The 12,899-nt window shown below is 45.9% G+C and carries 11 protein-coding genes; 5 read left to right on the plus strand and 6 right to left on the minus strand.

All coding sequences use genetic code 11. From position 1 onward, the window contains the following. Positions 1 to 13 precede the first annotated feature (13 nt). Genes panE through csdA form a run of 3 tightly spaced genes read left to right on the plus strand, consistent with a single transcriptional unit; the run spans position 14 to position 2,714 of the window. The gene (gene panE, locus CTT30_RS12080) at positions 14 to 901 is read left to right on the plus strand and encodes a 2-dehydropantoate 2-reductase (protein ID WP_252035255.1); all 888 of its coding nucleotides are present in this window, start codon (positions 14 to 16) and stop codon (positions 899 to 901) included. After that, on the plus strand, positions 901 to 1,509 hold the full coding sequence (locus tag CTT30_RS12085; RefSeq protein ID WP_252035256.1) for a DJ-1 family glyoxalase III: 609 nt from the start codon (positions 901 to 903) through the stop codon (positions 1,507 to 1,509). Before panE ends, CTT30_RS12085 begins: the two co-directional genes overlap by 1 nt. Further along, positions 1,503 to 2,714 carry a cysteine desulfurase CsdA gene (csdA, locus tag CTT30_RS12090; protein WP_252035257.1) on the plus strand — a complete coding sequence of 404 codons (1,212 nt, stop codon included), beginning with the start codon at positions 1,503 to 1,505 and terminating at the stop codon, positions 2,712 to 2,714. Before CTT30_RS12085 ends, csdA begins: the two co-directional genes overlap by 7 nt. A 77-nt stretch (positions 2,715 to 2,791) precedes the next feature. On the opposite strand, the gene radA is transcribed toward csdA, so the two are convergent. Further along, a complete protein-coding gene (radA, locus tag CTT30_RS12095; protein WP_239865412.1) occupies positions 2,792 to 4,171 on the minus strand; it encodes a DNA repair protein RadA in 1,380 nt (459 codons plus the stop codon). Positions 4,172 to 4,305: 134 nt separating this feature from the next. Between radA and CTT30_RS12100 the strand changes: the two genes are divergently transcribed. Further along, positions 4,306 to 6,651, plus strand: coding sequence for a PilZ domain-containing protein (locus CTT30_RS12100; RefSeq protein ID WP_252035258.1), 2,346 nt, complete (start codon positions 4,306 to 4,308; stop codon positions 6,649 to 6,651). A gap of 43 nt (positions 6,652 to 6,694) precedes the next feature. Here CTT30_RS12100 and serB read toward each other — a convergent pair whose 3' ends face one another. Beyond that, entirely contained in the window at positions 6,695 to 7,675 is a 981-nt protein-coding gene (gene serB / locus CTT30_RS12105) for a phosphoserine phosphatase (protein WP_252035259.1), read from the minus strand. 103 nt (positions 7,676 to 7,778) lie between these two features. Here serB and CTT30_RS12110 point away from each other — a divergent pair, with 103 nt between their 5' ends. Further along, positions 7,779 to 8,384 carry a YtjB family periplasmic protein gene (locus CTT30_RS12110; RefSeq protein ID WP_252035260.1) on the plus strand — a complete coding sequence of 202 codons (606 nt, stop codon included), beginning with the start codon at positions 7,779 to 7,781 and terminating at the stop codon, positions 8,382 to 8,384. A 67-nt stretch (positions 8,385 to 8,451) separates the two neighbouring features. Here the strand turns inward: CTT30_RS12110 and deoD are convergent, their stop codons facing one another. The 4 genes from deoD to deoC all read right to left on the minus strand — a co-directional run bounded on the left by deoD (position 8,452) and on the right by deoC (position 12,705). Beyond that, the gene (gene deoD, locus CTT30_RS12115) at positions 8,452 to 9,171 is read right to left on the minus strand and encodes a purine-nucleoside phosphorylase (protein ID WP_252035261.1); all 720 of its coding nucleotides are present in this window, start codon (positions 9,169 to 9,171) and stop codon (positions 8,452 to 8,454) included. Between the two features lie 67 nt (positions 9,172 to 9,238). Next, positions 9,239 to 10,459, minus strand: coding sequence for a phosphopentomutase (locus CTT30_RS12120; protein ID WP_252035262.1), 1,221 nt, complete (start codon positions 10,457 to 10,459; stop codon positions 9,239 to 9,241). 58 nt (positions 10,460 to 10,517) lie between these two features. Further along, positions 10,518 to 11,846, minus strand: coding sequence for a thymidine phosphorylase (gene deoA, locus CTT30_RS12125; RefSeq protein ID WP_252035263.1), 1,329 nt, complete (start codon positions 11,844 to 11,846; stop codon positions 10,518 to 10,520). Between the two features lie 82 nt (positions 11,847 to 11,928). Then, positions 11,929 to 12,705 (minus strand): deoxyribose-phosphate aldolase, encoded by a 777-nt coding sequence (gene deoC / locus CTT30_RS12130; RefSeq protein WP_239875206.1) that lies wholly within the window; start codon positions 12,703 to 12,705, stop codon positions 11,929 to 11,931. Positions 12,706 to 12,899 lie beyond the last annotated feature (194 nt).

Below are 12,899 nucleotides of genomic sequence, written 5' to 3' on the forward strand. Positions count from 1 at the left end.
TCGGCAAATCAGTGTGAATATCGTTATTATTGGTCCCGGTGCTATTGGTACGCTGTGGGCGACTAAACTTTCCATTTCAGGCCATCATGTTGCTGTTTGGTCGACTTCAAATAAATCTCACCTGAATCTACAACTTGGTGAACAATCGGCAATTCGATTTGATAATCAAAATATTGATTCTCTCAAACTGGCAGATTTACTATTAGTCACGGTAAAGGCGTGGCAGGTTGAACAAGCACTGACGCCATTAAAAAAGCATATTGCTCCTGAAACCATGATCGCTCTCATGCATAATGGCATGGGGACCGATGAATGGCTTCACAGCACTTTTCCTGACAATCCTTTACTCCTTGCTACCACCACACACGGTGCTTATAAGCCAACCCAACACCGCGCCATACACACAGGCGCAGGAATAACTCAGATAGGCGGCATTAATCATTTAGGGAAACAATGTCACTTCCTCCAAGAAGTAATGCAGCATGCACTTCCCGAAGTTACATGGTGTGACAATATAGAACACGCTTTGTGGCTCAAGCTGGCTATTAACTGTGCGATTAACCCCCTAACAGCCACCTTACATATCAGAAATGGTGATTTGGCAGCTATGCAGTATAAAAACCAACTCACTGCTATCATCCAAGAAGTCTTTCAAGTCATGTCAGCGAGCTCGATTCCCATCGAGCTACCCATACTAGAATCGACGGTTTACCAAGTCATCAATACCACAGCAGAAAACTTTTCTTCCATGCAACAAGACATTTACTATAAACGTAAAAGTGAAATTGATTTTATTACTGGTTACTTGCTGAAACAGGCTAAAATTCACAATATTCAAACCCCTGAAAATCAAGCGCTCTACACGCAAATCAAACATATTGAACAAAGCTGGGAATCTTAATGAGCAAAAATGTACTGATCCCGATTGCACCGGGCACAGAAGAAATGGAAGCCGTCACGATTATCGACATGATGGTTCGCGCAGGGTATGACGTGACTGTCGCTAGCGCAGATTTCGAAGGTCAGCTCACAATGAAAGCCTCTAGAGGGGTGACACTCACTGCTGATTGTAAACTAATCGATATCGCTGATGATGAGTTTGATGCTGTTATCTTACCGGGCGGTGTAGAGGGCGCTGAAAACTTCCGTGACAGCACCGTACTGGTTGAGATTGTTCGACAGCAAATGTATGAAGGCAAGTTAGTCGCAGCGATATGTGCAGCCCCAGCTTTAGTGCTCGCTCATCACAAGCTGTATTCAGATGCTCTCATGACTTGCCACCCTCATTTTGAATCTTATATCAATGAAAAGAACTGGCGTGTTAAACGAGTCACTTACGACATCAATCACAACTTATTGACCAGCCAAGGCCCAGGGACTGCCCTTGAGTTTGCCATGGAAATCATCATTAACTTATCGGGGAAAGAGCACGCATGGACAGTTGCAGAGCCGATGGTAACCATTCCCACATTGCAATATCACAAACTAGGTGGTCTTGAATCATGCTAGATGTCCAATCTATCAGGTCACAATTCCCTGCCCTTCAACAGAGCATTAACGGTGAAGATCTGGTCTACCTTGATAGTGCCGCGACCACTCAGAAACCTGAGTGTGTTATCAGCACTATTACTGACTACTACCGTTCGCAAAACGCCAATGTCCATCGTGGTAGTCACAGCCTCACAGCACAAGCCACCAGCCAATTTGAATCAGCTCGTCAGACCGTGGCAGATTTTATCGGCGCAGCGACTAGTAAGGAAATTATCTGGACACGTGGCGCGACCGAAGCATTGAACCTCATTGCTCAAACCTACGCAAGAAGTACACTTAAACCGAATGACGAAATTCTGGTTGGTGAAATGGAACACCACGCGAACATTGTTCCGTGGCAAATTGTCGCTGAGCAAACAGGGGCAAAAGTTGTGAAAGTTCCAATGACTGAAGGTTGCCAATGGGACATGAACGCCTTTATAGACTTGTTATCCAATAAAACCAGACTCGTCGCTCTCGCTCATATGACTAACGTAACAGGTAGCCGCCTGCCAATTGAAGATGTGATTGCTCACGCGCATAAAGTTGGCGCTAAAGTGGTCATTGACGGAGCTCAGGGGATCGTCCACGAAAAAGTCGATGTAAAACGTTTAAACGCCGATTTTTACGTTTTTTCTGGGCACAAGCTTTATGCACCCGCAGGAATAGGCGCTCTGTACGGCAAACTGCCACTACTGGAGGCCATGCCTCCATGGCATGGTGGCGGGAAAATGGTCGAGAAAGTCTCGTTTTCTGGCACCACATTCAGCCAGTTACCCGGTAAATTTGAAGCGGGTACCCCTAACGTAGCCGGAGCTCTTGCATTAGCTACCGCGATCCACTGGTACCAAAGCTTCACACATAGTGTGGTCGAGCAACACATTCATCATTTAGTAAAAGATACATACCGAAGGCTTTCTGCTCTTGAAGATGTCAGAGTCATTGGTTACCAACCAAATGCATCTGTAGTGTCTTTTGTGATTGAGGGTGTCCACCATCAAGATATTGCAACATTACTTGACCAACAAGGGATTGCTGTTCGCGCTGGCCACCATTGTGCTCACCCATTAATGGATGCTCTTAACGTAAAAGGTACAGTTCGAGTATCTTTTGCCATTTACAACACCCAACAAGACGTAGATCGATTGATCTGCGCCGTCGAGAAAGCACTGGACATGCTTTAGATACAAAGGACGAAGGGTTGACATAACATGCCAACCCTTCGCTTTCAATTTCGTCGTTAACAGCTCAAGCCTAAGATCTATAGCTCATCAAATGCCTCAATTGCCTCTGACAACTTCTTCACACCATGGATCTGCATACCTGCAATGCCGCCTTTTGGCATATTAGCCGCAGGTACAATGGCCTTCTTAAAGCCATGCTTGAAAGCCTCATTGAGTCTTTCCTGTCCACTAGGTACCGGGCGAATCTCTCCCGCTAGGCCAACTTCACCAAAAATAACCACATCTTTTGGCATAACACGATCACGAAAGCTTGATAGTAATGCCATCACTAAAGCTAAATCCGCGCTGGTTTCAGTGACCTTAACGCCACCGACCACATTAACGAAGACGTCTTGATCCGCCATCTGTAGTCCACCATGCTTGTGTAAAACGGCCAGTAAAAGCGACAATCGGTTCTGCTCCAGCCCGACAGCAACACGTCTTGGGTTTGCCAACTGAGAATAATCAACCAAGGCCTGAATTTCGACTAATAGAGGGCGTGTGCCTTCCCATACCACCATCACTGAGCTACCAGACGTTTCTTCCTCACCACGAGAGAGAAAAATCGCTGACGGGTTACTGACTTCTTTTAACCCCTGCCCTGTCATCGCAAACACCCCCAACTCGTTGACAGCGCCAAAACGGTTTTTGTGACTGCGCATCGTTCTGAAACGGTTATCGGTACCGCCGTCCAGTAACACTGAGCAGTCAATAATATGCTCAAGGACTTTCGGCCCAGCCAAGGTGCCATCTTTCGTTACATGGCCAACAATAAATACCGAGACATTGTTCTGTTTTGCATATCGTGTTAATGCCGTTGCAGACTCACGTACTTGCGCCACACTACCGGGTGATGATTGCACATCTGCCACATGCATCACCTGAATTGAGTCGATAACCATGATTTTTGGCTGCTCTTTTTCTGCAATCTGGCAGATCCGGTCAACATTAGTCTCAGAAAGCATCTTGAGGTTATCTTTAGGTAACCCCAATCGTGACGCTCGCATCGCAACCTGCTGCAACGACTCTTCCCCCGTCACGTATAATGTAGGCATCTGCGAAGCGAGATAGCACATCGTCTGCAAAAGCAGCGTAGATTTACCCGCCCCTGGGTTACCACCAATCAGAATCGCAGCCCCCGGAACTACGCCACCACCAAGCACTCGGTCAAACTCTTTAAAGCCACTGGTAAAGCGTGGTACTTCTTGCAAATCAATGTCAGATAAGGTTTGAACTTGTGTTTCCCCAGTGTTTCCAGCATAGCCTGCTAAACGCTCATTTCGTGCTGCGGCTGGTGATGCTGCCAATCGGACTTCACTAATCGTATTCCACGAACCACAAGCATTACACTGCCCCTGCCAACGCGGGAAATCCGCACCGCAGTCATTACACACGTATGCTCTTTTTGCCTTCGCCATATCACCTCTGACCTGTATTTGTGACAATGCCGTTATCATTCGTCACCTATTCACCTTGATTCGGTGTAACATATCATTAAAGATCTTTATATCAAGGCCGATATTTAGCGTAAGGGACAAGCTAACAAAAATATATGCAGCAGCCAGAGATTTTATCTTTAGCAGAACGATTGATTCCTGCTTACAATTCCGATGATTTTGAATACCTTCTCGAGCAAATGACTGAAGGAGAGCCCCCATCGGTTAAAATTCTGGTCAAGATGGAACTTAATCGAGTCATGGCCCCTTGCACTAAACCGGTAGACCTTCGTGGTCGGGTAAAAGGGGAATGTCGAGAATATGAACTCGACGGCGTGAAGCATTGGCTCGATGATGTCGCTTTCAATGCCTACCACAAAAATACCCGTAAGTTTGGTGGCTATACCGAAGGTGTTTGGGAAGCGTTATGCAACACTCACAACAACTTTAGGGTGATGCAAAAGCGAGGCAAACCACAAGGTATCGAGTTTTCTGAAAAGAGCACGGCATACGATGTGGAAGCCATCAACTTGGGCTATGATCTCAAACGCCGTGAAAATCGCCTCAAGCTTTCCACACAGATAGAGTTTCAAATCAACAGAGATCAACTGGTTCACGCGACAACCGTCGATATTTCTCCATCCGGAGCCAAGTTTAAAGCTCCCTCTGCATTCAATTATAAACTTGGCGAAGTCATAGCTGTTCGTTTCGTTGAATTGATAAAAGACAGCGAAGTCGAAGGGCTAGATACCCCCATTAGTTATCGGATTGTCGGTATTGATGACTCATATGAAAATGATGCGGTCAAGTATCTACGACTGTTGAAGCTTGATGAGTCAAATGTTGTTGAGCAAGTCATAGAAGATAAGCTAAAAAATGATAACCAACGCAGCCGGCATGACAATCAAGACAAAGTCATTCGTGCTCGTTCTCGAGGCTATGAGCATACATTTCTCAAGCATACCTGTAATTTACCCGTGTTCTTTAGTGGCAGCGAACTCAAACTGGCATTAATGACAGAGAACAATCAACCTATTTGGCAATACTGGCAAGACGAGCGCAATCAACAAACATTAACCAGCTTGTTTAATAAAGAGCGCATTGAACAGTTAACCAAGCCCGGTATGCGTGGCAGTAACAACGTGTTTTACTCCTTCACTCATGAGCATCAAGGTAAGACTTTGTTCTTCTCAATGATGATGCCTGAAGCAACACGAGAAGTGCGTCAATTATTCTGGCATGTCGGTGCAAAAAAAGAGAGCTGGAGAGCATTTCGCTTGCATGTCTTCGAACTGTCTGATGAAGAGCGTACCGAACTTTCTAAACATTCTACTGAGCTGGATTTCCAAACTCACTTGCTCACTCATTGCGGTATTCTTCAGGAGCTTTCCACTCAGTCCACCCATCAGGATTACTTGCTGACTTCTAAACCCAGAATCCCTAGTAGTAGCCTCAATCGCTTCTGCCACGCGCGTAACCCAGAAAATAATCCGGTTTGCCTTTATTTTGATGCAAAATCTCGTCGTAAGGAACCTCGCTTTCAGTTTCGCTCACCAATAGAAATGACTTGCGATACAAGTGTGGTGCATGCAGGCGTAACATTGGATATTTCGAAGCGCGGTATCAGTGTGGCTTTGACCACTCCAAGTAAACTTAAAGCTGGGGACACATGTTCTGTTAACTTTAAAGAACTCAGCCTTTATGACAAGAAGCTGCCCCTCGACAGCGTTCCTTACAAAGTTATTCGCATTTCGCCGGGTGGAAAACGTCTCCAGCTCGTCATGCTTGAAGACAGTAACACAATGCGCACCATTGCTTTTTTTGGCCGGCTGATTGAGCATAACCAAGATAAGCTCGTCGCCAAAAAAGAGCTTTTGCCAAGTAACCAGCTACTTGAAGGATTGCATGATATCTTACTCGACAAAGTTGTGAGTACGCCTATCTTCGTAGAAAAACGAGGGAGAAATCTTAAACCTCGTGTCATTGGTGTTAACTACCCGCTTTCACCGCCGTTAGTGGTATTGGCAAAATTAGGGCAGGGAGAAAACTTTTCCGTCGAACCTATCTACAAAGGTCATACTAATACTCTGCTTGCCCAACCGATGCGACATATTGATGGGGCGCAGCCACAATTCCAAGAAATATACTTGTCTATCACACAGTTTGGTACACGAATTCAGTCGTATGAATCCAAACTGGTGAGCGAGTTCAGCGCAGTTAAAGAGCGTATTTCTTTTATTAAAAACGCTCAAGCAATCGGTGAATTCTACGCCCTTCGAGTTTGTAGTGCGCCGGTGTTTGATCCCATGAGTGCCCTTCTTCAAGAAGATATCAAAGAACTTGCGCCGATCAGTATGCATCAAGCCAGAAGCTTAGAAAAAGAGATTAATGGTATCGTCGGCTATAGTGAAATAACGGATATTACAGAAGAAGTGCTTATTCGCCTTGAATTGAGCCAATAAACACTGAGCAGACAGAAGCGAGGGTTCCCCCTCGCAACTTGCATTACGGAGCAGGCTTAAAACTGATCTTTTTCTGCTTAGCCAACGCCGCCGATAAAATACACAGCACGCCTCCAAGCCCGACATAACGCACTGCAGTTTGTGCTTGCTGTTCCACTTTTGGCTTAGCATGAAATGCGATACCTAAGCCGGCAGCGGCCATCATCACCAAATCATTAGCCCCATCACCAACAGCAATCGTATTGTGCGTCTCTATGTCATATTGTTCCGCTAACTCTTCGAGAATATCCGCTTTGGTTTGGGCTGAAACCACATCACCCAGCACCTTACCAGTCAGCTTTCCATCAATAATTTCCAGCTGGTTAGACTGAGCATGATCTAATTTCAACGTGTCTTTCAGAAAATCTGAAAAATAGGTAAAGCCGCCAGAAGCAATCGCTGTTTTCCAGCCAAATCGACGTAAGGTATGTACCAATTCAGGAAGGTCTGGCATCAAAGGGAGTTCGCTTCTAACGCTAGACAAAATACTCTCATCAGCCCCAGTGAGTGCTCCGACACGCTGACGTAAGCTCTGTTCAAAATCCAGCTCACCCTGCATGGCTCGTTCAGTGACCTCCGCCACTTCCTCACCTACTCCAGCCAGTTTAGCTATCTCATCAATGCACTCAATTTGAATAGCCGTGGAGTCCATATCCATTACGATAAGGCCCGGTTTTGACAAATCAGGCAATTCATTCAGCGGTGCATAATCGAGCTCAATCCCTTGCAAAATCTTTTCATGTTCTGGGGTCAACTCACCTTGCATTAAAGCGACTTCATAGCGGCCAACTTTCCACACATCCACGACAGCATTATATTTACCGGTAAAAAAATCGATATCTTCGAAGTGTTGAGGAGACAAATACTCCGCAAAAACAATCCAATTGGCTTTCGCTTTATCAAATTGGCTGGATAAACGCACCTCTGGAATTCGGTTAAACAGTGAAGTATGTTTTTGAATAGAAAGGGTCTTAAACGTTTCCATGTAAATCATTCCTAAAAAACCTCCTCACACGTTAACCTATTGCAATTTAGCTGCGCAAGTATCAATATGCTCTATAGCAAAATTAACCTCAGATTAGGTGAGTATGGAATCCTCTCTGTTCTCATTTCGCATGGCTTTAAGAGCGCTCGCTATCCTGTCCTTGATTGCGATGGTCGGTGTGATTGGTGTTAACAGCGTAAAAATTACCAAAGGCAACGAGCAAATCCAAAAAAACCAATTGGAAACACTCACAAAGGTGTTGGTGTCTCAGGCTTCTTTATCAGCAGGTGAGATGATCGTTAATCAAGATCAGGAGCGCCTACTGAAGTTAACTAACCAACTGGCTAAAGACAATCTCGTATTTGATGCCACCATTTATGACGCTGAAGGCATTCGTTTGGCCTCAAGTGACAAAGGGAAAAGTGTGCGTGAGATTCTGGGCTTAGATACACCGTTAGAAACCGCTCGAATTGGCAAACAGCAGCTTGTTGAGCCAATCATGCATGATAGCGCTGTGATTGGTTTTGTGCGTATCACTTTTGAAACCGGTAAAGTAACTGCCTTTTCTGATCACTACTACCGTAAAAGTGATCGTTATATGTACACCATGGTTGGAATGAGCTTTATTGCAGGGTTGCTACTAGCGATTGTGATTCGAAGAAAGCCCAAACGTAAAAGTGAAAACCTACTGCTCAAAGAGATGGGTTAACGAATAACATAAAAAAGGGAGTGACAGCATGTCCTCCCTTTTGACTCTTCATCTGGCGAAGTCAGGTTTACGCTTCATCACCTAATAGAACTGAATCTAGCGCAATAATCATCATGTCATTGAAAGTCGTCTGACGCTCATCTGACGTTGTCTGCTCGCCCGTTTTGATGTGATCAGACACAGTACAGATAGTCAAAGCTTTCGCACCGTACTCAGCACAAACACCGTAGATGCCTGCCGCTTCCATCTCAACACCGACAATACCGTACTTGTCCATCACATCGAACATCTCTGGATCTGGCGTATAGAACAATTCCGCGGAAAACAGGTTACCGACTTTCACTTCAATACCACGTGCTTTCGCTGCCTCTTCGGCTGCGCGAACCATTTTATAATCAGCAATTGCAGCAAAGTCATGACCTTTAAAGCGAATGCGGTTCACTTTAGAGTCAGTACAAGCGCCCATACCAATCACAACATCACGTACCTTGATATCTTCACTTACTGCACCACAGCTACCGACACGGATGATTTTCTTCACGCCGTAATCTTTGACTAGCTCAGTCGCATAGATTGAACAAGATGGGATACCCATGCCGTGGCCCATCACTGATACTTTACGACCTTTGTAAGTGCCAGTGAAACCGAACATATTACGCACATCACAGACCTGAACGACATCTTCGAGGAATGTTTCTGCAATGTACTTCGCGCGTAGCGGGTCACCCGGCATAAGAACAACGTCTGCGAATGCACCCATTTCAGCATTAATATGTGGAGTTGCCATGTCTGTTAATTCCTTAACTCAGTTAAACGTTGTTAGAGAGGTAAGATACCTCCCTAACCATCTCAAATTATAAAAAGTTCTTACCGTAATCCATTGGTGATGTACCAAAATACGTCGCCAGTGTTTGGCCAATGTCAGCAAAAGAATCGCGTAAACCTAACGAACCTGCTGGGACTTTCTGGCCGTAAACAATCACAGGAATGTGCTCACGCGTGTGGTCAGTACCTGGCCAAGTTGGGTCACAGCCGTGGTCGGCAGTCAGGATCAGAAGATCGTCCTCTTCCATCATCTCCATCACTTCATGGATACGACCATCGAAGTACTCAAGCGCAGCAGCATAGCCAGCTACGTCACGACGGTGACCATAGGCAGAATCAAAATCAACAAAGTTGGTGAAGACGATAGTATTATCACCCGCTTCTTTGATAGCCTCTTTGGTTGCTTCAAAAAGTGCCGGAATGCCGGTTGCTTTGGTCTTCTTGGTGATACCACAGCCAGCGTAAATGTCAGAAATCTTACCAATCGAGTGAACTTCACCGCCCTTCTCGTCAACAAGTTTCTGTAGAATCGTCGCTGAAGGTGGTTCAACAGACAGATCACGGCGATTACCAGTACGCTCAAACTGGCCTTTACCCGGTCCAACGAATGGACGAGCAATAACACGGCCGATGTTGTAGTCTTCAAGCTCTTCACGTGCGATCTGACAAAGCTCAAGCAAGCGCTCTAAACCAAAAGTTTTTTCATGGCAAGCAATCTGGAATACCGAATCCGCCGACGTATAGAAGATAGGTTGCCCTGTCTTCATATGCTCTTCACCAAGATCATCCAGAACCTGAGTGCCCGATGCATGGCAGTTACCAAGGAAACCGTCTAGACCAGCACGCTCAAGAATGCGATCGGTGAGTTCTTTCGGGAAACTGTTTGTTTTGTCGGTAAAATAGCCCCAGTCAAACAGAACTGGCACACCAGCAATTTCCCAGTGGCCTGACGGTGTGTCTTTACCTGAAGATAGCTCAGCAGCATGGCCGTAAGCACCAATAATGTCCGCCTCTGTATCTAAGCCAGGCGCAAAGTGACCTTTTGACTCTTTGTGAGCCATGGCTAAACCAAGCTTTGACAGATTAGGCAACGTCAGTGGCCCTTGACGATCAGCGTTGTCTGCTAGACCTTTCTCACACTGCTCAGCGATATGGCCTAACGTATCTGAACCAACATCACCAAATTTTTCAGCGTCAGCTGTCGCACCAATTCCAAATGAATCCAGTACTAAAATAAATGCTCTTTTCATTGCTCTTCCTCAGGCCTCCGTTAATCTTTTTATATGGAGGCCTTAGTGTAATTTTTGATTAAACGTCTTCTGCGCGGATCTGACGATAAACCTCAGGCGTAGGCGTATAGTCACCACCGATAGTAATAGCCTGTTTAAGCGCTTCCGCCGCTTCAAGCCATTGCTCTTCACTACGTGCATGAATCACGGCTAGTGGTTTGTCACTCGATGCTTTTTCACCAAGGCGGATAAACCCGTCAAAGCCGACCGCGTAGTCAATTTCGTCTGTAGCAACACGGCGACCGCCACCCATGGAGACAACCGCCATACCGATTGCACGCGTATCCATTGCCGATACAATACCGTCTTCATCAGCAAAGACTGGTTTGATGATTTCTGCTTTTTCCAGATAGTTTTCGTAGTTTTCAACAAAATCAGCAGGGCCACCTAAGCCCGCAACCATCTTGCCAAAACACTGAGCCGCTTTACCGTTGTCCAGTACTTCCATCAACTTCGCGCGTGCCTCTTCCGTATTCTCAGCAAGCTTGCCAAGCACCAACATTTCCGCACACGATGCCATGGTCACTTCGAGTAAACGAGGGTTACGATATTCGCCAGTCAGGAACTGAACCGCTTCACGTACTTCAACAGCATTACCCGCTGAAGACGCCAATACTTGGTTCATGTCTGTCAGGATAGCTGTCGTCTTCGTGCCTGCACCGTTTGCGACTGCTACGATAGATTTAGCGAGCTCTTCAGATGCTTGATAGGTTGGCATGAATGCGCCAGAACCCACTTTCACATCCATAACCAATGACTCAAGGCCAGCAGCGAGTTTCTTAGACAGGATTGAAGCCGTGATCAGTGAAATGTTGTCCACCGTTGCGGTAATATCGCGGGTTGCGTAAACACGCTTATCGGCTGGCGCTAAGTCGCCGGTTTGACCAATGATGGCAACACCTGCGTCTTTCGTGACATCACCGAACACTTCATTGGTTGGCGTGATGTTGTAGCCAGGAATCGACTCCAACTTATCTAGCGTACCGCCAGTATGCCCAAGACCTCGTCCAGAGATCATCGGAACAAAACCGCCACATGCCGCGACCATTGGGCCAAGCATCAATGACGTCACGTCACCAACACCACCTGTTGAATGCTTATCAACGATTGGGCCGCCAAATTCTTTATGGCTCCAGTCGATAACCATACCGGAATCACGCATCGCACAAGTCAGTGCAATACGCTCAGGCATTGTCATTTCATTGAAAAAGATAGCCATCGCAAAGGCGGCGATTTGACCTTCAGAGACGGTGTTTTTCGCCACACCTTGGATGAAAAAATTAATTTCGTCGGCAGTCAGGGCTTCGCCATCACGCTTTTTACGAATGATTTCTTGAGGTAAATACATTAGGGCCTCCCACACAAATAAGGTGGTTAGTAGAGTAAAAGGTAATGTGGTGAGCTTTCGCTCACCACATTCAGACTTTTAATTAGTACGCTGCAGGGTCTGCAGTCTCGTCTGTTACTTCTAATGTATTCAGTAGGTTAGTTAGCAGGCTTGACGCACCAAAACGGTAATGACGAGCATCTACCCAGTTGTCGCCCAAAATTTCATCAGCCATCGCTAGATATGCTGCCGCATCTTCAGCAGTGCGCACGCCACCTGCTGGCTTGAAACCAACAGATTCTGCAACACCCATATCACGAATAACTTCTAGCATCATGCGTGCATATTCAGGTGTGGCATTGACTGGCACTTTACCCGTTGAAGTTTTAATGAAGTCAGCGCCTGCTTTGATTGAAATTTCAGAGGCTTTCTTAATTAGTGCTTCTTCTTTCAGCTCACCCGTTTCGATGATGACTTTTAGAAGAATATCGCCACACGCTGCTTTACATTGCTTAACGAGCTCGAAACCCACTTCCTCGTTACCCGCCATAAGAGCACGATATGGGAATACCACATCCACTTCATCTGCACCGTAAGCAACGGCCGCTTTCGTTTCGGCAACAGCGATATCAATATCGTCATTACCGTGTGGGAAGTTCGTGACTGTCGCAATACGAACGTCTGGTGTGCCTTGCTCGCGAAGTGTCTTCTTAGCAATAGGAATAAAGCGAGGGTAAATACAGATCGCAGCGGTATTACCCACCGCTGATTTTGCGTCATGACATAGTGAAATCACTTTAGCATCAGTGTCATCGTCATTTAGCGTTGTAAGATCCATAAGTTTAAGTGCACGTAGTGCTGCTGCTTTTAAATCGCTCATTTCTATCTCCGATCAATATTCATAAAAGTGTCTGCTCAACCTCATGTCAGTTTTACAGTCATTAATGAACGGACTTGGTTCCCTGAAGACTTAGGGGTAAACAGCGAATTTGCCCCCAATTGCTATCCTTGTCACCGCACAGTACCAGTTTGGTCTATGGCACAACAATCTACGATTGCGGTGTCTAACGGTAT

It is taken from the genome of Vibrio coralliilyticus (assembly GCF_024449095.1).
GTDB classification, from domain to species: Bacteria; Pseudomonadota; Gammaproteobacteria; order Enterobacterales; family Vibrionaceae; genus Vibrio; species Vibrio coralliilyticus_A.